This window comes from Streptomyces sp. NPDC096324, assembly GCF_044763015.1.
Taxonomy (GTDB): Bacteria; Actinomycetota; Actinomycetes; order Streptomycetales; family Streptomycetaceae; genus Streptomyces.
Genome location: NZ_JBIWFK010000018.1, coordinates 49,628 through 72,053, shown reverse-complemented (window position 1 = coordinate 72,053; position 22,426 = coordinate 49,628). Strand labels below are relative to the sequence as shown.

20 protein-coding genes are annotated in these 22,426 nt (G+C 71.2%); 10 read left to right on the top strand and 10 right to left on the bottom strand.

All coding sequences use genetic code 11. The features are described 5' to 3' along the window. The first annotated feature begins 167 nt into the window (after window positions 1-167). The 5 genes from tilS to ACIQ7M_RS35565 all read left to right on the top strand — a co-directional run bounded on the left by tilS (window position 168) and on the right by ACIQ7M_RS35565 (window position 6,093). The gene (gene tilS / locus ACIQ7M_RS35585; RefSeq protein ID WP_355766532.1) at window positions 168-1,331 is read left to right on the top strand and encodes a tRNA lysidine(34) synthetase TilS; all 1,164 of its coding nucleotides are present in this window, start codon (window positions 168-170) and stop codon (window positions 1,329-1,331) included. 165 nt (window positions 1,332-1,496) lie between these two features. Further along, complete coding sequence (gene hpt, locus ACIQ7M_RS35580) at window positions 1,497-2,057, top strand: hypoxanthine phosphoribosyltransferase (protein ID WP_037625953.1); 561 nt, start codon at window positions 1,497-1,499, stop codon at window positions 2,055-2,057. A gap of 199 nt (window positions 2,058-2,256) precedes the next feature. Beyond that, window positions 2,257-4,284, top strand: coding sequence for an ATP-dependent zinc metalloprotease FtsH (ftsH, locus tag ACIQ7M_RS35575; RefSeq protein ID WP_355766526.1), 2,028 nt, complete (start codon window positions 2,257-2,259; stop codon window positions 4,282-4,284). Between the two features lie 144 nt (window positions 4,285-4,428). Continuing rightward, the gene (gene folE / locus ACIQ7M_RS35570) at window positions 4,429-5,034 is read left to right on the top strand and encodes a GTP cyclohydrolase I FolE (protein ID WP_403651923.1); all 606 of its coding nucleotides are present in this window, start codon (window positions 4,429-4,431) and stop codon (window positions 5,032-5,034) included. Between the two features lie 201 nt (window positions 5,035-5,235). Then, on the top strand, window positions 5,236-6,093 hold the full coding sequence (locus ACIQ7M_RS35565; RefSeq protein ID WP_403651920.1) for a hypothetical protein: 858 nt from the start codon (window positions 5,236-5,238) through the stop codon (window positions 6,091-6,093). A gap of 7 nt (window positions 6,094-6,100) precedes the next feature. Here the strand turns inward: ACIQ7M_RS35565 and ACIQ7M_RS35560 are convergent, their stop codons facing one another. The 6 genes from ACIQ7M_RS35560 to ACIQ7M_RS35535 all read right to left on the bottom strand — a co-directional run bounded on the left by ACIQ7M_RS35560 (window position 6,101) and on the right by ACIQ7M_RS35535 (window position 11,175). Further along, window positions 6,101-6,589: a DUF3180 domain-containing protein gene (locus ACIQ7M_RS35560; RefSeq protein ID WP_355770718.1), complete on the bottom strand. Its 489-nt coding sequence runs from the start codon at window positions 6,587-6,589 to the stop codon at window positions 6,101-6,103. 72 nt (window positions 6,590-6,661) lie between these two features. Next, window positions 6,662-7,273, bottom strand: a complete 612-nt coding sequence (folK, locus tag ACIQ7M_RS35555) for a 2-amino-4-hydroxy-6-hydroxymethyldihydropteridine diphosphokinase (protein ID WP_355770721.1) — start codon at window positions 7,271-7,273, stop codon at window positions 6,662-6,664. Further along, window positions 7,270-7,629, bottom strand: coding sequence for a dihydroneopterin aldolase (gene folB / locus ACIQ7M_RS35550; RefSeq protein ID WP_355770724.1), 360 nt, complete (start codon window positions 7,627-7,629; stop codon window positions 7,270-7,272). Before folB ends, folK begins: the two co-directional genes overlap by 4 nt. Window positions 7,630-7,875: 246 nt before the next feature. Beyond that, window positions 7,876-8,370 (bottom strand): nuclear transport factor 2 family protein, encoded by a 495-nt coding sequence (locus tag ACIQ7M_RS35545; protein WP_384788964.1) that lies wholly within the window; start codon window positions 8,368-8,370, stop codon window positions 7,876-7,878. Then, complete coding sequence (gene folP, locus ACIQ7M_RS35540) at window positions 8,367-9,278, bottom strand: dihydropteroate synthase (RefSeq protein ID WP_386989015.1); 912 nt, start codon at window positions 9,276-9,278, stop codon at window positions 8,367-8,369. Before folP ends, ACIQ7M_RS35545 begins: the two co-directional genes overlap by 4 nt. Window positions 9,279-9,345: 67 nt before the next feature. Beyond that, window positions 9,346-11,175 (bottom strand): phosphatidylglycerol lysyltransferase domain-containing protein, encoded by a 1,830-nt coding sequence (locus ACIQ7M_RS35535; RefSeq protein WP_386989012.1) that lies wholly within the window; start codon window positions 11,173-11,175, stop codon window positions 9,346-9,348. Between the two features lie 199 nt (window positions 11,176-11,374). Here ACIQ7M_RS35535 and ACIQ7M_RS35530 point away from each other — a divergent pair, with 199 nt between their 5' ends. Together ACIQ7M_RS35530 and ACIQ7M_RS35525 are read left to right on the top strand one after the other, a co-directional pair. Continuing rightward, on the top strand, window positions 11,375-12,505 hold the full coding sequence (locus ACIQ7M_RS35530) for an alpha/beta hydrolase-fold protein (RefSeq protein ID WP_355770736.1): 1,131 nt from the start codon (window positions 11,375-11,377) through the stop codon (window positions 12,503-12,505). A 294-nt stretch (window positions 12,506-12,799) separates the two neighbouring features. Beyond that, on the top strand, window positions 12,800-14,539 hold the full coding sequence (locus tag ACIQ7M_RS35525; protein WP_403651913.1) for a hypothetical protein: 1,740 nt from the start codon (window positions 12,800-12,802) through the stop codon (window positions 14,537-14,539). Between the two features lie 121 nt (window positions 14,540-14,660). On the opposite strand, the gene ACIQ7M_RS35520 is transcribed toward ACIQ7M_RS35525, so the two are convergent. After that, the gene (locus tag ACIQ7M_RS35520) at window positions 14,661-15,980 is read right to left on the bottom strand and encodes a PH domain-containing protein (protein ID WP_355770759.1); all 1,320 of its coding nucleotides are present in this window, start codon (window positions 15,978-15,980) and stop codon (window positions 14,661-14,663) included. A gap of 68 nt (window positions 15,981-16,048) precedes the next feature. Beyond that, the gene (locus ACIQ7M_RS35515) at window positions 16,049-16,552 is read right to left on the bottom strand and encodes a PH domain-containing protein (RefSeq protein ID WP_355770742.1); all 504 of its coding nucleotides are present in this window, start codon (window positions 16,550-16,552) and stop codon (window positions 16,049-16,051) included. Window positions 16,553-16,583: 31 nt separating this feature from the next. Between ACIQ7M_RS35515 and ACIQ7M_RS35510 the strand changes: the two genes are divergently transcribed. Next, window positions 16,584-17,735, top strand: coding sequence for an NADH-quinone oxidoreductase subunit D (locus tag ACIQ7M_RS35510; RefSeq protein WP_389837635.1), 1,152 nt, complete (start codon window positions 16,584-16,586; stop codon window positions 17,733-17,735). On the opposite strand, the gene ACIQ7M_RS35505 is transcribed toward ACIQ7M_RS35510, so the two are convergent. Further along, the gene (locus ACIQ7M_RS35505) at window positions 17,700-18,854 is read right to left on the bottom strand and encodes an SAM-dependent methyltransferase (protein ID WP_403651908.1); all 1,155 of its coding nucleotides are present in this window, start codon (window positions 18,852-18,854) and stop codon (window positions 17,700-17,702) included. The two genes, ACIQ7M_RS35510 and ACIQ7M_RS35505, sit on opposite strands and share 36 nt — an antisense overlap. A 152-nt stretch (window positions 18,855-19,006) precedes the next feature. Between ACIQ7M_RS35505 and ACIQ7M_RS35500 the strand changes: the two genes are divergently transcribed. Together ACIQ7M_RS35500 and ACIQ7M_RS35495 are read left to right on the top strand one after the other, a co-directional pair. Continuing rightward, a complete protein-coding gene (locus tag ACIQ7M_RS35500) occupies window positions 19,007-20,212 on the top strand; it encodes a sensor histidine kinase (RefSeq protein ID WP_386984889.1) in 1,206 nt (401 codons plus the stop codon). A 53-nt stretch (window positions 20,213-20,265) separates the two neighbouring features. Continuing rightward, entirely contained in the window at window positions 20,266-20,937 is a 672-nt protein-coding gene (locus tag ACIQ7M_RS35495; RefSeq protein WP_355770753.1) for a response regulator transcription factor, read from the top strand. 25 nt (window positions 20,938-20,962) lie between these two features. Here ACIQ7M_RS35495 and ACIQ7M_RS35490 read toward each other — a convergent pair whose 3' ends face one another. Beyond that, window positions 20,963-22,351: an RNA-guided endonuclease InsQ/TnpB family protein gene (locus ACIQ7M_RS35490; protein WP_403651904.1), complete on the bottom strand. Its 1,389-nt coding sequence runs from the start codon at window positions 22,349-22,351 to the stop codon at window positions 20,963-20,965. Between the last annotated feature and the right edge of the window lie 75 nt (window positions 22,352-22,426).

The window sequence follows — 22,426 nt, the reverse complement described above, 5'->3', positions numbered from 1 at the left end:
CCGGCCGATGGCAGGCAAACGCTCCTGCTATCACCCGTCCGAGGGACCGTGGAGCATGGGTAGGCGTGCAATGCTCGGGGAACGCCCCGGTTCTGTCACCATCTACACACTCTGAGTGACAGATCCCCGGGGCCAACCCCCCGAAAACTTCATGAAGGGAACCGGACATGGGTCCCCATCCTGCGGTCGCGGCGATACGCCTGGCGGTCCGCCGCGTACTCCACGACATCCTGACCGAGCAACCGCCCGCCCACGACACCCGGCGCACGCCCGCACGCGGTGCCGCGCGCCCCTGCGCGCCCGACGCGGAACGCGTCCCCGCCCCCGGGACGCGGCGCAGCGTCGCCGCGCCCGCGCGCGCCGCGCACGACCAGGCCCACGCGAGCTCCCGGCCCCGGCCGGGCGAGGGCCGCCCCCCGGCGCCGCTCGTGCTCGTCGCCTGCTCCGGCGGCGCCGACTCCATGGCGCTCGCCTCCGCCCTCGCCTTCGAAGCCCCCAAACTCGGCATCCGCGCCGGTGGCATCACCGTCGACCACGGTCTGCAGCCCGGCTCCGAGCTGCGCGCCGACGAAGTCGTGGTGCGCCTCACCGAGCTCGGGCTCTCCCCGGCCGAGTCGATCGCCGTCACCGTCGGCCGCGACGGAGGCCCCGAGGCCGCCGCCCGTGACGCCCGGTACGCCGCCCTGGACTCCGCCGCCGAGCGCCACGGCGCCAGCGCGATCCTCCTCGGCCACACCCGTGACGACCAGGCCGAGACGGTCCTGCTCGGCCTCGCCCGCGGCTCCGGCATCCGCTCGCTCTCCGGAATGGCCGCGGTCTCGGGGGCCGACGGCCGCTACCGCCGTCCCTTCCTGCACCTGGACCGGCAGACCGCCCGCAAGGCGTGCATGGTCCAGTCGCTGCCCGTCTGGGACGACCCGCACAACGCCGATCCGGCCTACACCCGCTCCCGGCTCCGCCACGAGGGTCTGCCCGCCCTCGAGAAGGCCCTCGGCAAAGGAGTCGTCGAGGCTCTCGCCCGTACGGCCCAGCTCTCCCGGGACGACGCCGACGCGCTCGACGCGTGGGCCAGTCAGGCGGAGGCGTCCGTACGGGACGCGGCCGGCCTCCTGGAGTGCGCCAAGCTCTACGCCCTGCCGCCCGCCGTACGCCGCCGGATCCTGCGCCGCGCGGCCATCGAGGCGGGCGCTCCGGCCGGTTCGCTGTTCGCCCGGCACATCGAGGAGATCGACCGGCTGATCACCGGATGGCGCGGCCAGGGGGCCATCAATCTCCCGGGCAAAGTCGTCGCCCAGCGCCAGGGTGGCAGACTGGTGATTCGGCAAGGCTGAAACCGGACCCCGCACCGGGGCCGCTCACGCGGCTCCCCGGGACCCCTCGACTCGGGGCGCGGGCGGTCCGAACGGCCGCGCGGGCGTGCCGAAGGGGACCGTCGCCGGTTACATGGCGCCCTGTAGGTGACGAGCCCAAAAAAGTGGGACGGACGACCGAAAGTGATGCGGGTGGACGCGAAAGACATGGGCACCGACCTCAAGTCGGTGCTCATCACCAAGGAAGAGATCGACGCGAAGCTGGCTGAGCTGGCCGCGAAGATCGACGCGGAGTACGCGGGCAAGGACCTGCTGATCGTCGGAGTGCTCAAGGGTGCCGTGATGGTCATGGCGGACCTCGCGCGTGCGCTGTCCACCCCCGTCACCATGGACTGGATGGCCGTGTCGTCGTACGGCGCCGGCACCCAGTCCTCCGGCGTGGTGCGGATCCTCAAGGACCTGGACACCGACATCAAGGGCAAGCACGTCCTGATCGTCGAGGACATCATCGACTCCGGGCTGACCCTGTCCTGGCTGATCTCCAACCTCGGCTCGCGCGAGCCCGCCTCGCTCAAGGTGTGCACGCTGCTGCGCAAGCCGGACGCGGCCAAGGTCGCGATCGACGTCGAGTGGGTCGGCTTCGACATCCCGAACGAGTTCGTCATCGGCTACGGCCTGGACTATGCCGAGAAGTACCGCAACCTCCCGTTCGTCGGTACGCTCGCGCCTCACGTCTACGGCGGCTGAGCGTCCTCTTCCTGAGGGCGGCTCAGTCCTTGTAGGACGATCGGGAACCCCAGCGGGTTTCCCGCCGTTGGAGCATGCGTGGGCGGGATTGCCAGCAGTCCCCTGCGGCTTCGGGTGACAATGCTGGGGTACCGTCCGAAGAACAGTCTTTATCAAACTCACTATGGCAGGAGGGACGGGGCGACTTCGCTCCGTATGGATGGACGTGAAGCGATACTTCCGTGGGCCGGTCATGTGGATCGTGCTGGCCGTCCTTGCCGTGGTCGTGTTGATGCAGGTCGTCGGTTCGTCCGGCGGCTACAAGACGGTGGACACTGGCCAGGTCGTCCAGGCGATCAATGACAACAAGGTCGAGTCAGCCAAGATCACCACTGGCGACGAGCAGGTCATCAAGGTCTCGCTGAAGGACGGCGAGAAGGTTGACGGCAGCTCGAAGATCCAGGCGAGCTACATCGGCGACCAGGGCGTGGCCCTGGCCAACACCCTGCAGGACAAGTACCAGAACAAGCAGATCCCCGACGGCTACACGGTCTCGCCGACCAAGCAGAACGCCTTCGTCGGGATCCTGCTCTCCCTGCTCCCCTTCGTCCTCATCGTCGTCGTCTTCCTGTTCTTGATGAACCAGATGCAGGGCGGCGGCTCCCGGGTCATGAACTTCGGGAAGTCCAAGGCGAAGCTCATCACCAAGGACACCCCGAAGACGACGTTCTCGGACGTCGCGGGTTCGGACGAGGCCGTCGAGGAGCTCCAGGAGATCAAGGAGTTCCTCCAGGAGCCGGCGAAGTTCCAGGCCGTCGGCGCGAAGATCCCCAAGGGCGTCCTGCTCTACGGGCCTCCCGGTACGGGCAAGACGCTCCTCGCACGCGCCGTCGCGGGCGAAGCGGGCGTTCCCTTCTACTCGATCTCGGGTTCCGACTTCGTCGAGATGTTCGTCGGTGTCGGTGCCTCCCGAGTCCGTGACCTGTTCGAGCAGGCCAAGGCGAACGCTCCGGCGATCGTCTTCGTCGACGAGATCGACGCGGTCGGCCGCCATCGCGGCGCCGGCCTCGGTGGCGGTCACGACGAGCGCGAGCAGACGCTGAACCAGCTCCTCGTCGAGATGGACGGCTTCGACGTGAAGGGCGGCGTCATCCTGATCGCCGCCACGAACCGGCCCGACATCCTCGACCCGGCCCTCCTGCGCCCCGGCCGCTTCGACCGCCAGATCGCGGTCGACCGCCCGGACATGCAGGGCCGTCTGGAGATCCTCAAGGTTCACCAGAAGGGCAAGCCGGTCGCTCCGGACGTCGACCTGTCGGCCGTGGCCCGCCGGACCCCCGGCTTCACCGGTGCCGACCTGGCGAACGTGCTGAACGAAGCCGCGCTGCTCACCGCGCGCAGCAACCAGAAGCTGATCGACAACAGCATGCTGGACGAGGCGATCGACCGCGTGGTCGCGGGCCCGCAGAAGCGGACCCGGATCATGTCGGACAAGGAGAAGAAGATCACCGCGTACCACGAGGGCGGACACGCCCTGGTCGCGGCGGCTTCCCCGAACTCCGACCCGGTCCACAAGATCACGATCCTGTCGCGCGGCCGTGCCCTCGGCTACACGATGGTCCTGCCGGACGAGGACAAGTACTCCACCACCCGCAACGAGATGCTGGACCAGCTCGCGTACATGCTGGGCGGCCGCGCCGCGGAGGAGCTCGTCTTCCACGACCCGACCACCGGTGCCGCGAACGACATCGAGAAGGCCACGGCCACCGCTCGCGCGATGGTCACGCAGTACGGCATGACCGAGCGTCTCGGCGCGATCAAGTTCGGCGGCGACAACACCGAGCCCTTCCTGGGCCGGGAGATGTCGCACCCGCGCGACTACTCGGAAGAGGTTGCCGCGCTCGTCGACGAAGAGGTCAAGAAGCTCATCGAGAACGCGCACAACGAGGCCTGGGAGATCCTGGTCGAGAACCGCGACGTGCTCGATCAGCTCGTCCTCCAGCTGCTGGAGAAGGAGACGCTGAGCAAGGAGCAGATCGCCGAGGTCTTCGCTCCCATCGTCAAGCGCCCGGCCCGCCCCGCGTGGACCGGCTCCTCCCGTCGTACGCCGTCCACCCGCCCGCCGGTGCTCTCCCCCAAGGAGCTGTCACTGACGAACGGGGCGAACGGCTCGACGGCGGCCATCGCCACCGCGACGGAGTCCGTCCCGGCCACGGAGACGGCCCCGGAGGACCGCACCGAAAGCTGACCCGCTCGGCTCCGGGCGGCCTCACCAGGCCCGGAATGGATGCCGCGTCCCCCAGGTTCTAGCCTGGGGGACGCGGCATTTTCGTGTGCCCGCACCTTTTGGACGCGTCGAGGCACGCGCAGGCCCCACAGGAACGAGGACCAGATGACCGACCCCGTGACGCTGGACAGCGAGGGCGAGATCGGCGAGTTCGACGAGAAGCGCGCCGAGAACGCCGTACGAGAGCTCCTGATCGCGGTCGGCGAGGACCCGGACCGAGAGGGCCTGCGGGAGACCCCGGCGCGGGTCGCGAGGGCGTACAAGGAGCTTCTCGCTGGGCTCAGGCAGGCTCCTGAGGATGTCTTGACCACCACGTTCGACCTGGGCCACGACGAGATGGTCCTGGTGAAGGACATCGAAATCGTCAGCCTGTGCGAGCATCACCTGCTGCCGTTCCACGGCGTCGCCCACGTCGGCTACATTCCGGCGGAAAGCGGCAAGATCACCGGGCTGTCGAAGCTTGCCCGCCTGGTCGACGTGTTCGCTCGTCGGCCGCAGGTGCAGGAGCGCCTCACCACTCAGATCGCCGACTCGCTGATGCGGATCCTCGAGGCGCGCGGCGCGATCGTGGTCATCGAGGCCGAGCACATGTGCATGTCCGTCCGGGGCATTCGCAAGCCCGGGGCCAAGACCACGACGTCGGCGGTGCGCGGCCAGCTTCGGGACGCTACGACCCGTCATGAGGCGATGAGCCTGATATTGGCGCGCTGACCCTATTGTCAGTGCTGCCCTGTACCGTCCCTTGATCAGTAAGACGTTCGCTGATCAAGGGGGATCGGGATGGGATACGGGTTACCCAGCAGGCAGACGGTGAACGGCTTGGACGGTCGCGTACGCGTGCGTGACGTCCGAGCCGGAGCCCGCTTGTGGTCGCTGGACGCGGAGCGCACGGTTCGGACGACCGTCACGGAAGTGGCGACCGTCCAGGTTCGCAAGGTCGTCGATGTGGTCACTGATCACTCGATCTTCACGGTCGCGCCAGATCAGTTGCTCGGTACACCGGACGGCTGGGTTCACGCAAGGGACGCCGAAGGCACGGTCGTCGCCTGGACACATGCCAGGAAGCTGTGCCGGGAACGGCTGACCATCAAGCCGGGCTACGAGTTCGGCTATCTGATGGGTGCGACGTGTTCGGACGGAACGGTCGGCGCCAACTATGTCTCGCTCGTGGTCAACGACAAGGCCTTCGCCGGGCGCTATGCACACTGCCTGACCGGTGCCACCGGTCTCGGAGCACGGCTCGAACCTGTCACCCGTCCGTCCGGATACCTGCGTCGCGATGTGCCGGGCTTCCGTGTCCGGGTCGTCTCGTCCTATCTGGCTGACCTGATGCGCCAGTACGTGGGCGGAGACGCCCACCACATGCGCCAACGCTTCCCCCGCGTGGTGTTGCGGGACCGAGCGACCTTCGACGGTTTTCTGGACGGCTACACGGACGGCGACGGATATCGCAGCAAGACGTGGTCCGGACGCCTGCTTGTCAGTTCGAACGCCTCGTTCCTCAGGGAACTGTCCGAGATCATCGGCGCGAGATTCACTCCGCGCCTCGATGGCCTGGCGTCCCACTTGGTTGTGGTCGACAGCTGGGAGAAGCGAGGCACATTCACGGCCGAGCAACACCCGGTGCAGCTCAAGGAGACCTCATGGGTCCAGATTCATGAGGTGAGACAGCGGGAGGCGGGCAGCAAGCCCTACACCCTCTACGCGTTCCGGCTCGAGCCCTACGACGGCTTCCTGGTCAACGGGCATCTTGCACGGCAGCCGTGGTGATGAGCTCCTATGCCACCGGGGCCGCGCCGCCGTGGTGTTCGTCGTCGTCCTCCGGGAGCTTGCAGACGCGCTCCAGGAAGAAGGCGGCCGCTATCACGCCGATTCCGGCGAGGACGGAGAAGCCGGCGTAGATGGCCTGGTCGCGGCGGGCGGGGACCTCCAGGGATTCCAGGAGGAACACGCCGGTGCCGCCGTACATGCCCGCCACCAGGGCGGCCACCAGGGCGCTCGCCTGGCCGAAGACGACCGCGCGGGCGGCCATCAGCGGATCGACGCCCTTGGCGCCGGGGCGGCGCTCGCGCTGGGCCTTGAGGCGGGAGCGCAGCGACAGGGCCGTCGCGAGGAGGACGATCGCGATCAGGGCGAGGACGATGGGGGCGGCCAGCGGGACCCGGGGCAGTGTGCCCACCGCGTTCCACAGGCGGGCGCCCGCCCAGGACAGCACTCCGGCGACCACGAACACGGCAGCCAGTGTCCTGATCCGCAGCTCTTTCACGTTGCCCCTTCGATAGCCGCCTGCGGCCGGGGCCCGTGTCGGGCCGGCCAGTGGTCGTCTTGACCTTAACGACTACTCGGGCAGCCGGAGTTCCAGGTCGGCGCGGGCCGCGACACCGTCCCGGGTGAGGGCGTCGAGGAGCCCGGCGACGGCGCCGTGGCCGGGGAGCTGCGCCTCGGGATCCACGTCGTGCCAGGGGGCGAGGACGAAGGCCCGCTCGTGCGCGCGCGGGTGAGGGAGGGTCAGGACCGGGTCGTCGGAGACGACATCGGCGTACGCCACGATGTCCACGTCGATGGTGCGCGGGCCCCAGCGCTCGTCCCGTACGCGGTGGAAGGCCTCCTCGACGGCGTGCGCCCGCTCCAGGAGCGAGGACGGCGGGAGGGTGGTCCTGAGCACCACGACCGCGTTGTAGTACGAGGGCTGGCTGCCCGGTTCGACGCCCCACGGCTCCGTCTCGTAGACGGGGGAGACCGCTTTGACGCGGACGCCCGGGGTGTCCTCCAGGGCGTCGACGGCGCCCTGGAGGTTCTCCAGGCGGTTGCCCAGGTTCGAGCCGAGGGAGATCACCGCGCGTTTGGGGTTGCTCAGTGTCGTGTCTGCGGCGTCGACCCGTTCGACCACGGAGGCGGGCACCGGCTGGACGGTCGGGTCGCTCTGACCCTCGGTGAAGGACGCGGTCATACTCGGCTCCGGATGATCGTGACGGTCACGTCGTCGAAGGGCACCGTGATGGGCGCGTCCGGTTTGTGGACGCAGACCTCGACCTCCTGGACGCCTTCGTGCTTGAGACAGGTCTGGGCGATGCGCGCGGCGAGTGTCTCGATGAGGTCGACCGGATCGCCCTCGACGACGGCGACGACCTCCTCCGCCACGATGCCGTAGTGCACGGTCTTCGCCAGGTCGTCGTCGGCCGCGGCCGGGCGGGTGTCCAGGCCGAGCGTCAGGTCCACGATGAAGGTCTGGCCCTCCTCGCGTTCCTTCTCGAAGACGCCGTGGTGCCCGCGGGCCTTGAGGCCGCGCAGCGCGACACGATCCACGCGAATCACTCCTGCAATTGTCGGTGAGGGCCGTCGTACGCCGAACGCGGTCGGCACACCGGCCTCGAACGAATCTACCTGCGGGCACTGACAACGCCCGCCCACGGGGACGGGCGTCCCGGTGAAGGCCACGAGGCTTCACCGGGTGTTTCCCCTGGGGAACGCGGCGGCTCACGGGTTGGTAGCCGCCCCTACCCCGGACCGGGGATTCCAATCACCTTCCCGCCCCCGAGGGCCTTGTCCCACTCAACCGGCGGTGTCCTCGTCCTCTTCCTCACCGGACTCGGCCAGCACGGGGGAGGCGTGGTGGGACCAGAGCTTCCAGCCGTCGGCCGTACGGCGGAACACGTTCGTGGCGACGACGAGCTGGCCCACGAGCGGGCCGAGCTCCTCGCCGTCGTCGGGTGCGGGACCGCCGCTCAGGATGTTCTCGGTACAGGTCACCAGGGCCGTGTCGCCGGACACGGACACGCGGACATCGGTGAGGAAGAACTGGATGTACTCCGTGTTCGCCATGATCAGCGCGTACGAGCGGAGCACCTCGCCGCGGCCGTTCAGGACGGGCCAGCCGGGGTGGACGCAGGACACGACGGCGCCCTCGCCCTCGAAGTCGTCGTCGGACGTGTCCAGCGGGGCCAGCCACAGCGAGGTCAGTTCCTCGAAGTCACCCCGTTCCATCGCCTCGTAGTACGCCGTGTTGGCGAGTTCGACCTGCTCGACGTCGGTACGCGGTGTGCTCACCGGGCTCCCTCTGCGGCCGGACCGCCCGCGGTGTCCGTGACCCCGCCGGTCCGCGCGCCCTCGACGGCGCGGGCGACCCGTACGGCGTCGGCCGTGGCCCGTACCTCGTGCACACGGACCGCCCACGCGCCCTGCTGGGCGGCTATCGCCGAGACGGCGGCGGTGGCGGCGTCGCGCTCGCGCGCGGGCGGCGGGGCGCCCTCGGGGCCGGCCAGGACCCGGCCGAGGAAACGCTTGCGGGAGGCGGCGACCAGCAGGGGGTGGCCGAGCGCGCGGAGGCGGTCGAGGTGGGCCAGGAGGGCCAGGTCGTGCTCGGGGTCCTTCGAGAAGCCGAGCCCGGGGTCGACGACGACACGGTCGGGGGCGATGCCGCCCGCCAGGACGGCCTCCACGCGCGCGTGGAGCTCGTCGAGGACTTCGGTGACGACGTTCTCGTACGCCCCCTGGACGTTCCCGCCGGCCAGGAAGCCGCGCCAGTGCATGACCACGAAGGGGGCGCCCGCAGCCGCCACCGCCGGGATCATCGCGGGGTCGGCGAGGCCGCCGCTGACGTCGTTGACGAGGGCGGCGCCCGCGGCGAGCGACTGCTCGGCGACGGAGGCGCGCATCGTGTCCACGGAGACGGTGACGCCCTCGGAGGCGAGGCCGCGGACGACGGGGATGACCCGCTTGAGCTCCTCGGCCTCGTCCACGCGTGTGGCGCCGGGGCGGGTGGACTCGCCGCCCACGTCCACGAGGTCGGCGCCCTCGGCGACCAGGCCGAGACCGTGTTTGACCGCGGCCGTCGTGTCGAACCAGCGGCCGCCGTCGGAGAAGGAATCGGGGGTGACGTTCACGACCCCCATGACCGCGCAGCGGTCCCACGTCGGCAGTCCCGCGACTCGGCCGCGCCCGCGCTCAATACTCATACGTCCAGCCTAGGCCTCCCGGCGGAGGCGTCATCGCCCCGCACGTGCTCTGTCCCCCCGCCGCCGGCTACACCGCCCTGACACCCCGTTCCGGTACCGCGTGGGCGCAGGGCCGCGGGGCCGGTGCGCGGCGGCGCAGGATCCGGGGCAGGGCGAGGTTCACGAAGCCCTCGGCCTGCATGGCGGCGAAGCCGATGCGGGGGAGGTCGCGGGAGGCGGCGTAGACCACGAAGCGCGGCTCCCAGCGCGGGCGGAACTTGGCGTTGAACTTGTACAGCGACTCGATCTGGAACCAGCGCGACAGGAACACGAGCAGTCCGCGCCAGGCGCGCAGCACCGGTCCCGCGCCGATCTTCTCACCGCGCGCGAGCGCCGAGCGGAACATCGCGAAGTTGAGCGAGATCCGGTCGATGCCGAGCCGGGGCGCGGCCTGGAGCGCCGCCACGATGAGGAGTTCGTTCATGCCGGGGTCGGCGGCGCGGTCGCGGCGCATGAGGTCGAGCGATACGCCGTCCGCGCCCCACGGCACGAAGTGCAGGACCGCCTTCAGGTCGCCGTACGGGCCGGGCGGATCGTCGGCCTTGTGCGCCGTGGCGATCAGACAGTCGCCGTCGGACGGGTCACCGATACGGCCGAGCGCCATGGAGAAGCCGCGTTCGGTGTCGGTGCCGCGCCAGTCCTCCGCCGCGCGCCGTATCCGCTCCAGCTCGCCTTCGCCGAGGTCACGGATGCGCCGTACCCGGGTCTCGTAGCCGGCGCGTTCGATGCGCTTGACCATCTGGCGCACGTTTCGCATCGCGCGCCCGGACAGGGAGAAATCCGCGACGTCCACCACCGCCTCGTCCCCGAGTTCGAGGGCGTCGAGGCCGGTCTCACGCGTCCACACCTCGCCGCCCGTCTCGGAGCAGCCCATGACGGCGGGCGTCCAGGAGTGCGCCCTGGCCTCGTCCATGAAGCGCTCGATCGCGCCGGGCCAGGCCTCCACGTCGCCGATGGGGTCTCCGCTGGCGAGCATCACCCCGGAGACGACCCGGTAGGTGACCGCCGCCTTGCCGCTGGGCGAGAAGACGACCGCCTTGTCGCGGCGGAGCGCGAAGTGGCCGAGGGAGTCGCGGCCGCCGTGCTTGTCCAGGAGGACGCGCAGCCGGGCCTCGTCGTCCTCCGTGAGGCGGGCGGCGGGGTGTTCGGGGCGGAAGGCGAGGTAGACGGTGGTGACGGCGGTGAGCCAGCCGAGCGCGCCGAGGGAGAACGCGACGGTCCAGGAGGTGGGTCCCGCGTAGTCGACGGGGCCCTCGAAGCCGACCAGGCCGTACAGGACGTGACTGATGCGGTCGGCCAGGCTCGGGTCGCCGATCATGCGGTCCTCGTGGACGCTGACGATGACGAGTCCGAGGACGAGGGAACCGGCGCCCATGAGAACGAAGTTGGCGAGCGCGCGCCAGCGGCTGCGTGGATCGGGCAGCGCGGCGAACTCGTCGCGGTGGCGCAGCAGCGGCAGGAGCAGCGCGGCCGAGATGACGACGCCGATCACCGAGTGGCGGTACGCGAACTGGGCGGCGGCGCCCGCGGGCAGCAGCAGCACCGCGGCGCGCCATGCCCGGCGCTTGCGGCGCCGCAGCCCGTGGGCGAGCAGCAGCAGGAGCACGCCGGCGCTGAGCGACAGCGCCGCGGCGAAGGGCCCGAACGCGCCGGGCAGCACCTCGGCCAGGGCGTGCATACGGCTGTGACGGAAGCGCGGGAAGACGCCCGCGGCGACGTCCAGGAGTCCTACGAGTGTGCAGGCCCTGGCGATCAGGGCGGGGACCACCTCCGGGCTCGGACCGCGCAGTACGCGCCGAGTCCGGCCTGTCCGGCCCGGAACCCCACCCGACAATTCCCCATCTACCCTGACAGACATCGCATCCCGTGGTTCCGCGAGAGACCTTGAATCCGGTGCCATTCCGGCATCCGGCGACATTGCGCCCTCTAGGACGGTGTCTTGGGGAGACAGGTTCACTCCCTTCCGGAAAGCCGGTTCAAAAGGCAAGGAAAGTCCAGGGCAAGGCCTCGCCAATGGGTGGGACGGACCCGGACGGAAAGCGCAGGCGGTGCACCCCATGGGTCTCACGAGCAACAAGATGCTGGCATTGGCGGTTCTGCTCGCCGTACTGCTTTTCGTCGGCACGGTGTGGTGGTGGCCCCGCTTCTCCAGGCGTACCTGGCGGTCCGTCAGCGGGCGTGTCGGGCTGTTGCTGGCCACCCAGGTGATGCTGTTCGCCTCCATCGGGCTGTGCGCCAACCAGGCGTTCGGGTTCTACGCGAGCTGGGCGGATCTCCTCGGCCGGGAGAGGGGCGAGGGTGTGGTCGTCGACCACGACGGCGCGAACGGGCCGGGCGGCGGCCCCCTCCAGGTCGTGGACACCGAGCAGGTCTCCGTCTCGGGCGGCGGGCGGCCGCAGACCGGCGGTCAGATCCAGAAGATCGACATCGTCGGCCGTACGACCCGGATCGCCACACCGGCCTACGTCTATCTGCCGCCCGAGTACTTCCAGCCGAGGTACCGCACCCGTACGTTCCCGGCGGTCACCGTGCTGACGGGCTATCCCGGCACGGCCAAGGCGCTCATCAGGGCGCTGCACTTCCCGCAGACGGCGAATCGTTTGGTCAAGGAGGGCAGGAGCCAGCCGATGATCCTGGTGATGCTGCGGCCGACCGTCGCTCCGCCGCGGGACACCGAGTGCGTGGACATCCCCGGCGGTCCGCAGACCGAGTCCTTCTTCGCCGAGGACCTGCCCGAGGCGGTGTCGGCGCATTACCGCGTGGGCGGAAATCCCCGGAGCTGGGGCATCATCGGCGACTCGACGGGCGGGTACTGCGCGCTGAAACTCGCCGTCCACCACCCCGGGGTGTACGCGGCGGGCGTCGGCCTGTCGCCGTACTACAAGGCGCCGATCGACCGGACGACGGGCGACCTCTTCCAGGGCGACAAGACCCTGCGCGACAGCGCCGATCTGCGCTGGTACCTGAAGAACAGGCCCGCACCTGACACCTCGCTCCTCGTCACGAGCAGCAAGGCGGGCGAATCCAACTACAAGGCCACGCTCGACTTCATAGACCTCGTGAAATCCAGGAAGTCCACCCGGATCTCGTCGATCATCCTCGACAGCGGCGGCCACAACTTCAACACCTGGCGGCGGGAGATTCCGGCTGCCCTCCAGTGGCTCAGCGGACGCCTGAGCGACCGCTGAGCCCTGCGGGGCCGGGCCGGGACACGTCCTCGTGCGCCGCGGACGAATGGGGTTTGTCCGGCACCGGGAAATGCCGTTCCCCGGAGGAATGCCGCACCTCGGCGATGACGACGCGGGAACTGTTCGGAGCCCGCGGAATTGATCGTGGAGCCGGTGCGATCGGGGGGCGGGACGGGCTTTGCGGGACAAGCGGTGTGCCCTGTAGGTGCCTGGTACAGGACAAAGCTTCCGGGGACACTGGGTTTTTACCGGGCGGGGCACCAAGATTCGCCTACGCGCGGTAAGTTTCTGGCCATGCCACGTGGACGCCACCGCCATTCCCCGCCCTTGCACAGGGTGCTGCCTTCTTCGGCGATCGCCGGTGTGTCGCTCGTCTGCGCCATAGGACCCTGGCTGTTCACGGACGCGTTCGCGCTCCGTGTCCTGGCCGCGGGTGCCGCGGCGACGGCGGTCGTCAGCGCGGTCGTCCTGCGCCGCTGGGACAGCGCGGCGGGCAAACGTGTCGCCGACCTCACGCGCGCGCGGGCGAGCGACGAGTGGCGTCACGAGGAACGCGTCGCCGAACTGGAGACGGACCTCGACGAGTCGCGCGAACTGCGCGCCAAGCTGGAGCAGAAGCTGCGCGCCAAGCGCACCGAGCTGGCCGGCCTGCGCAACGAGCACGCGGCGCTGCTGCGGCGGTACGCCACGGCCGAGACGGAGCGGGCCACCGCCCTGGAGGGGCGCCGGCAGCTCGCCATAGAGGCTTCGGTGCCGGCCCGCGCCCTGCCGGCCGCGCGGACGGCCCCGGACGGGACCGAGACCCAGGACTCCTCCGGCACGCCGGACTCCCAGGACTCCTCCGGAACGGTGGACGAGCAGGACACGACGGGGACGGCCGAGGCGGTCGAGACGTCCGGGGAGCCGGACGCGTCCGAGGGCCCGGCGCCGTCCGAGGCGTCCGAGGAGACGGCACCGTCCGAGGGTTCCGGGGGCGGGGTGTCCGCGTCCGTGAGCGGGTCGGACGCCATCGAGGCCTTCATGGCGCCCGACGACGACTCGGTCTTCGAGGCGGAGGACGACGAGGACGAGGACGCGAAGGCGGAGGCCGGTGCCGGGACCGACGAGTCCCCCGAGGCCTTCTCCCCGGCCGGGTCGTCGCTCTTCCTGCGGGCCGGAGCGGTGTCGAACCGGATAGCGGGCGACGCCCCGGACGCGGAGCGCGCCGGGGCCGGGACGGCATCGACGTCCGTGGCGCTCGCGCTGCCGGACGCGGACCGTGGAACCGCCGCCCCCGGCACCGCCTCGGCCGAGGCCCCCGAGACCCGCTCCGCGACCGCCAGGTCCCTGAACGACGTGCCCGCTCCGGGCGGGTCCGCGCTGGACGCGGCCGTCAAGCGGGACGCGGCGGCGAGGCAGCGCGCGGCGCTGCAGAAGGGCGCGGCCGCCACGAAGGACCTGGTCGCCACCAGGGACCGGGTGGCCGAGCGGGACACGGCGGCGAACGGCGAGGCCGCCCCCAAGAGCGCTCCGGCCACCGGGACGGGTCCGTCCGCGGACTCCGTCGCGGAGGCGGGTGGGGCGCAGGGGAAGCCCGAGGCGGCCCGCGAGCACCAGCGCGCGGCCGCCGACGCCGAACCGTCGCCCACCGCGCCCGAGCGGGCCCGCCGGGCCGTGGCGGCGCCTCCGGCGCGCGCGGCCCTGCCGCCCGCCAAGTCCGCCCAGCGCTCGGGGCACTTCACCGTGCCGACCGCGGTGGCCGTCGTCCCGCAGTCCGCGCCGGTGCGCCGCCCCTCCGTCGAGGGCGGGTTCGACTTCTTCGGTACGCAGAAGGAGGAGTCCGACGCCGCCGCCGTGGAGGCCGTGCAGAACGAGGACCTCGCCGACGTGGTCGGTCAGGAGGCGCTCGCCGCGCACGAGGCCGAGGCCGGCGAGTCCGGGGCCGGACCCGAGGGCGAGGCTTCGGAGGGTGCCGACCGCCAGGTCATCGACCTGACCGAGCACGACGAGACCGAGCACATCGACATAACGGGGCTGCGGAGCGCGGCCTCCTGATCCGTGGGGCCGCGGGGCCGCCGGACAGGCGTGAGTGACCGAGGCCGAGCAGGCGCAACCGGGTGAGGGCAGTGGCTTCGTGCCACTGCCCTCACCCGTCTCCACCCCTCGGCTCGGGGCCTCAGGCCATCCAGCGGTCCGGCCGGGCCTCCCGGCGCCCCGTGCGGGACCGGTCCGCCTGCGCCTGGAGGAGGGCCGCAGCCTCCTCGGCGTCCCGCAGCCGCGCCGTCACCGTCCTGCCGGCGCCGGCGTCGATGTGGACGTCGGCGAGCCCCTTGAAGCGCTCCCAGGGCCCCTGCGTCAGCCGGACGCTCTGCACCTTGGCGTGCGGGACGAGGTGGAGGCTGCGCCGCAACAGCCCGCGGCGCGCGGCGAACACGGTGCCGGTGACGGCGAGTCCGTACCCGCGCCACCAGAACGGCACGCACCAGCCGGCCCGCCGCGGCGCCCGGTCCAGGGACGCGGGAACGGTCACCCCGGGCAGCACGGCGGCGATCACGGCCTCGGCGACCTCGCGCGGAGCGACGGGCACGAGGACCGAGTTCGACGACCCGGCCACGTCCAGCTCGACACGCACCCACCGGCCGCGCCACAGCAGGGGTTCGACGATCCGCACGGTCTGCACGCGTCCGGGCGGCACCGTCTCGTGCGTACGGTCCAGGAGCCCGTGGTCGATGCGCAGGCCGTCGGGCGATTCGCCCACCGTCCAGTCGTACTCGCCGACGAACCGTCCGACGCTTCTCGCGCCCGCCGCGCCGAGCAGGGGCAGTCCGGTCGCGAGGACCGTCCAGGCGCTGTGCGTGGCGAACCACAGCAGCGTCGGCACGGCGAGCGCGGCGACCAGGGACGCCCAGGTGGCGCCGGTGAGCAGCAACGAGGCGGCGAGGACGGCGGGCGGGACGTGCAGCAGCGGCCGGACCGGCGCCTCGCCGACCTCGTGGGCGGACTCGGGCGCGAACCCGGCCGCGCGGGCGAGGAGTTCGGCACGCAGCCGCCGGGCCTCGCCCTCGCCCAGATAGGCCAGCTCGTCCTTCTGGTCGGCGCCGACGACATCGAGCTTGAGCTTGGCGACGCCCGCGACGCGGGCCAGCAGCGGCTGCGTGATGTCGACGGCCTGGAGGCGTTCGAGCCGGATGTGCGCGGTGCGGCGGAACAACAGGCCGGTACGGATGCGCAGTTCGGTGTCGGTCACCGCGAAGTGGGTGAACCACCAGCTCAGGAAGCCGTAGAGAGCGGCACCCGGCACGATCACCACGAGCCCCAGGAGCAGCGCGGTCGTCGTGAGCCGGGAGATCTGCTCCTGCGCCTGGCCCGGGTCGTGGACGGCCCAGCCGGCGAGGACCGCGACCGGGGCCCAGGCCCGCCGGAACGGCGTCACGGGATGCAGCCGCCGCTCGGACAGCGGCTTCTCCTCCGCCACGGACGCGCCGTCGCCCGGCACGGCCGGTGTGCCGGGGAGGGCGCCGGACGCGGCGGACGGGGGCCCCGAGGAGTCCGGGGAGGCCGTGCTCACAGGCCCGCCGATCGTGCCTCGCCCAGTTCGGTCAGCCGGTCCCGCAACCGCTCGGCCTCGGCCGGGTCGAGACCCGGGATGCACGCGTCGGTGGCCGCGGCGGCCGTGTGGAGCTGCACACTGGCGAGCCCGAAGTGACGTTCCAGCGGCCCGGAGGTCACCTCGACGAGCTGCATGCGCCCGTACGGCACCACGGTCTCCTCGCGCCACAGCACGCCCCGGCTGATCAGCAGGTCGTCCGCGCGCTCCGCGTACCGCCAGGAGCGCCAGTTGCGCCCCAGCACGCGCCAGCCCCACGCGATGAGGGCGAGCGGCAGCAGGGCGAAGGCAGCCCAGCCCGGACCCGCGAACAGGGCGAGGAGCAGTCCGACGGCGATCGTCAGGAGCCCCAGCCACACCACCAGCAACAGTCGTCGCATACGCAGCAGCCCCGGGGGCAGTCCGGTCCAGACCGGCTCCCCCGGGACGCTCTCCTCGATCCGCGCGCTCCCCGTCTCCATGCGGCAAGCGTACGTACGAGAGACTGTGGCCATGACTCCCACGACGGAGACCATGGTCGGCATCGGCGGAGCTGCCGAGAGCACCGACATGGTGCTCAACATCGGCCCCCAGCACCCCGCGACCCATGGCGTGCTGCGACTGCGGCTCGTACTCGACGGTGAGCGGATCCAGCACGCGGAGCCGGTCATCGGCTACATGCACCGCGGCGCCGAGAAGCTCTTCGAGGCACGCGACTACCGCCAGATCATCATGCTCGCCAACCGCCACGACTGGCTGTCGGCCTTCTCGAACGAACTGGGCGTCGTCCTCGCCGTGGAGCGGATGCTCGGCATGGAGGTCCCCGCGCGCGCGGTGTGGACACGCACGCTGCTCGCGGAGCTCAACCGGGTCCTCAACCACCTGATGTTCCTCGGCTCCTATCCCCTGGAGCTCGGCGGGATCACCCCGATCTTCTACGCCTTCACGGAGCGCGAGGAGCTCCAGCACGTCATGGAGGAGGTCTCCGGCGGACGCATGCACTACATGTTCAACCGCGTCGGCGGCCTCAAGGAGGACCTTCCGGCCGGATGGACCACACGCGCGCGTGCCTCCGTCGCCGCGCTGCGCGCGCGGATGGACGTGTACGACGACCTGGTGCTCGGCAACGAGATCTTCCGGGGACGTACCCGCGGGGTGGGCGTGCTCGCTCCGGGGGCCGTGCACGCGTACGGGGTGAGCGGCCCCATCGCGCGGGCCTCCGGCGTCGACTTCGACCTGCGCCGCGACGAGCCCTACCTCGCCTACGGGGAGCTCCAGGACACCCTGAAGGTCGTCACGCGCGAGGAGGGCGACTGCCTGGCCCGCTTCGAGTGCCTCCTGGAGCAGACGCACAACTCCCTGGACCTCGCGGACGCCTGTCTGGACCGGCTCGCCGAGCTGCCGCCCGGGCCCGTCAACCAGCGCCTGCCGAAGGTCCTGAAGGCGCCCGAGGGGCACACGTACGCCTGGACCGAGAACCCGCTCGGCATCAACGGCTACTACCTCGTCAGCAAGGGCGAGAAGACCCCGTACCGGCTGAAGCTGCGCTCCGCGTCCTTCAACAACATCCAGGCGCTCACCGAACTGCTGCCCGGGACGCTCGTCGCCGACATGGTGGCGATCCTCGGGTCACTGTTCTTCGTGGTCGGGGACATCGACAAGTAGGGCCTCGCGCAGCACGGCGTCGGGGGAGTCCCGGAGCCCGCCGGGGAAGCCGACGGGCTGGAGCAGCCAGCCGAAGCCGCCCAGTCCGCCCGGCGCGGTGAGTTCCGCCGCCTGCCCGGCACCGGCGAGGGCGCGCACATAGGCGGCGGGGTCCGTCGACGCGAGGGCGAGCGGGGGGCGGGCGCCGCTCACACCCAGCGCGCGCAGCGCCGCGCGCTGGGTCACCACGCGGCCTCCGGGCAGCGCGCACGCGTCGAGCGCCACATGCGCGGTGATGTCGCACGAGCCGTCCGGCACCGGTGTCGTCTCGCGTCCCTCCCGGAAGCCGGTGAGGGTCCCGAAGGGCGGCCGTCCGCCCGCGAGGTGTCCGTAGTCGACGGCGATGGCGAGTCCCCGGTCGAGCGCGGCCACGGCGGAGGCCCAGGCGAGATCCCGGGGGAGCCCGATCTCGGCACGCGCGCCCCCGCCGGGAGCCGAGGGCGCCCCGCGAGCCACGCCCGCCCCCGGTGGGCGGGGTGCTTCCTGTACGCGTTCGGGGTCCTGTTCCGCTCCCGTGGCGGGCCCCTCGTCAGGAACGGGCCACCACCAGGTCCGCAGCCATCGGGCGTCCTCCCCGGTGACCGGCTCTCCGAGGCGTTCCGTTCCGTCGGCGCGGACCAGGACCCGCCGCGGCGCTCCGTCCGGGTCGGCCTCGGCGACGTCCACGGGCACGTTGTCCAGCCACTCGTTGGCGAACAGCAGCCCGGTGATCCCCCGCGGCGGCTCGTCGAGCCAGGAGATCCGCCGGTCGAGGCCCTCCGGCCGGTCCGCCCGCTCGACGGCGTACGCGCGCACACGGCCGGCCACCTCGGCGGGGAGGGCGGCGAGGACGCCGGTCACCAGCTCGCCGCGGCCGGCCGCCATGTCCACGAAGGCCAGCGGGTCCGGGTGGCCGAGCGCCGCGTCGAGGCGGCACAGCAGCCGTGCCACGGCACCCGCGAACAGCGGGGAGGCGTGCACCGAGGTCCGGAAATGCCCCGCCGGTCCCTCGGGCCGGCGATAGAACCCCCGGGGCCCGTACAGGGCCTCCTCCGTCGCCTCGCGCCACCCGCGCCACTCACCCGCCGCCAGACCGTTCACCGGGTCAGGCTAGGCCACACCCCGGGGCCTCTAGGGCCGCTTCCCGGTGGCCCCGGAGCGGGCGACATCCACCTTGGGGAGTACGAGGAGCGGTCCCGGATCGGTCCTCCGGTTGACCCGGGCACACCGCGCGCCTCCCTACTCTGGGTTACGTGCAGCGCCTCTATGACCTTCTCCGCAGGTACCCGACATGGGTCGACAGCTTCTGGGCCGTCGCCCTGCTCGGGATCTCCCTGGTGAGCATCACCAATGTCAACGGCGCCGCGGAGGGGCCACAGTCGACCGCCGTGGCGCTCCCGATCGCCGTCGCGCTGAGCGCGGTCGTCGCGCTGCGCCGCCGCATGCCCGAGAAGATGCTGCTCCTGGCCGTGGCCGCGGGCCTCGCCCAGCTCGTCCTGGACGTCCCCTCGGCGCCCGAGGACTTCGCGATGCTGGTGATCATCTACACCGTCGCCGCGAACGGTGCCCGCTGGGCCTCCCGGCTCGCACTGGTCGGCGGCCTGTGCGCGGGCACGCTCGCGCAGCTCCGCTGGCCCGCGCACGAGGCCAGCGGACCGGGCGGTGTCTTCATAGCGATCTTCCAGACCGTTCCGTTCGCCCTCGCCTGGGTCCTCGGCGACTCGATCCGCACCCGCCGCGCCTACCTCGCGCAACTGGAGGAGCGGGCCGCCCGCCTGGAGAAGGAGCGCGAGGCACAGGCCAAGGTCGCGGTCGCCGCCGAGCGCGCCCGGATCGCGCGCGAGCTGCACGACGTCGTCGCGCACAACGTCTCGGTGATGGTGGTTCAGGCCGACGGCGCCGCCTACGTCATGGACACCGCGCCGGAGCAGGCCAGGAAGGCGCTGGAGACCATCTCGGGGACCGGCAGGCAGGCCCTCGCCGAGATGCGCCGGCTGCTCGGCGTACTGCGCACCGGCGAGCACCAGGAGGTCGGCGAGTACGTGCCGCAGCCCGACGTCGAGCAGCTCGACGACCTCATCGAGCAGTGCCGCACCTCGGGCCTCCCCGTCGACTTCAAGGTGGAGGGCACCCCGCGCCCCCTGCCCAGCGGTGTGGAGCTCACGGCGTACCGCATCGTCCAGGAGGCGCTGACCAACACCCGCAAGCACGGAGGCCCGAACGCGGGCGCGAGCGTGCGTCTGGTCTACTTCGACGACGGACTCGGTCTGCTCGTCGAGGACGACGGCAAGGGAGCCCCCCACGAGCTGTACGAGGAGGGCGGCGCCGACGGGCAGGGCCACGGCCTGATCGGCATGAGGGAGCGCGTCGGCATGGTCGGCGGCACCCTGGACGCGGGGCCGCGCCCCGGTGGAGGTTTCCGTATCAGCGCCCTGCTGCCGCTCAAAGCGGCCCACTGACACCTGTACACACCCGGTCCGACGACCGGACCCGACCTTGTGAAAGGCCCCCGATGGCGATCCGCGTGATGCTCGTCGACGACCAGGTGCTGCTGCGCACCGGCTTCCGGATGGTGCTCGCCGCCCAGCCGGACATGGAGGTCGTGGCCGAGGCGGGCGACGGCGTCGAGGCCCTGCAGGTGCTGGCCGCCACCGAGGTCGACGTGGTCCTCATGGACGTGCGCATGCCGAAGCTCGACGGTGTGGAGACCACCCGCCGCATCTGCTCGGACCCGAACCCGCCGAAGGTGCTGATCCTCACCACCTTCGACCTCGACGAGTACGCGTTCTCCGGACTGAAGGCCGGCGCCTCCGGCTTCATGCTCAAGGACGTGCCCCCGGGCGAGCTGCTCGCCGCCATCCGGTCCGTGCACAGCGGCGACGCCGTGGTCGCGCCGTCCACCACCCGCCGCCTGCTCGACCGGTTCGCGCCGCTGCTGCCCAACGCCGGCAAGGAGCCCCAGCACAAGGGGCTCGAACGGCTCACCGAGCGCGAGCGCGAGGTCATGATCCTCGTCGCGCAGGGCCTGTCCAACGGGGAGATCGCGGCCCGTCTCGTCCTCTCGGAGGCCACCGTGAAGACCCATGTCGGGCGCATCCTCACCAAGCTGGGACTGCGCGACCGGGTCCAGGTGGTCGTCCTCGCCTACGAGACGGGAATCGTCCGGGCGGGCGGCCTCGGCTGAGCAACGGGACGGGGCACTCCGTGCTTTAGGGCTGTATGCCCGGCGGCCGGTGCAGGGTGCTGTGCGGGACGAGAGTGTCGTCGTCTGCGCATGCTCCTTTGACATCCTCCCCCTCTTGAAAGAGGGGGATTCCAACCCGTACGGATTGGGGTTCACGGGTGTTCGAACGGCCGGTGGCCGCTGTCACCCCTCCGGCACCGGCTGATCGCCGGGGGCGGGGGATCCCGCCCTGTCCTGCCGCGACGTTGGCTGCTGCGTTGGTGTCGGCGTTGCAGGTGAAGCCGCAGGAGGAGCAGACGAACTCGGCTTGGCTCTTGCGCGAGTTCTTGTCGATCCATCCGCAGGCGCTGCATCGCAGACTGGTGTAGGGGGCGGGGACGTCCTCGATGCGCCCCGGGGCCTTGTGCCCGGTGCGTTGGCGGAGCAGGCCCCAGCCCTGGGCCAGGATTGCCCGGTTCAGCCCGGCCTTCTGGGCGACCTGCTTGCCGGGCCGCTCGGTGGTTCCTCTGGCCGATCGGGTCATGCTCTTGATGTCGAGCTTCTCGAACCGCACCAGGTCATAGGTGCGGGCCAGCATCGTGCTGGTCTTCTCGCACCAGTCCTTGCGCCGGGCGGCTTCACGCGCTTTGAGCCTGGCGGCCTTCGCGTACTCGGCGGATTTGCGCTCACTGCCCCTGGGTGCGCGGGCGGCGCGGCGCTGGTGTTTGCGGATCCGGGCGCGTTCCCTGACGGTGAGCTGGGGGCAGTTCAGTTTCCGCCCGTCGGAGAGGGCGGCGGTGACGACCACGCCCCGGTCGATGCCGATGACCTCATCCGTGCCGGGCGCCTCGATGGGGGCGGGGACGACGGCGAAGGCAATGTGCCACTGGCCGTTGCGGCCGGTGACACGGAACGTCTTCGCCTTCGGCAGTTCAGATCCCTTGCCATTGCGGCTGAGCCGAAAGCGGACCCAGCCGCAGCCGGGCACCTTCACCCGTGCCCATCGCCGGTTGAGTTTGCGCACCACGACCGAGCGGCCCATGACCTGCTTGCCCGTGGCGTTCAGCTTCGGTGAGCCGTCGGATTCGAACTCCGCGATGCGGTCCGTACCGATGACGCGAAAGCCCTCGTGCACATGCTTCCTGCGCCAGGTCGGCTCACCGAAGCCGGAGGTGAAAACGGTGTTCTTGGCTTTGGCGAAATCCCTCAGGGCCTGCTGCTGCACATCGGCGTTGCCGGCGGCCAGCCACGCGTTGTCACGCCGGGCCTCGGTGAGCTGGCGGCACTGCTCGGCGAAGCCGGGCGCCGCTCTCCGCCCTTTGCGCCAGTGCGTGTGCTGCTCCACGGCAAGGTTCCAGACGTACCGGGCGTGCGCGCAGTGGCCGAGCATGATGCCTGCCTGCTCGCTCGTCGGGTACATCCGAAACCGTGCCATGACCGCGAACCTAGCTCGCGCGTTCCCCGACCGTGCGAACCATCGATCGACTTCACCTGTGTGAGTGACCATCAC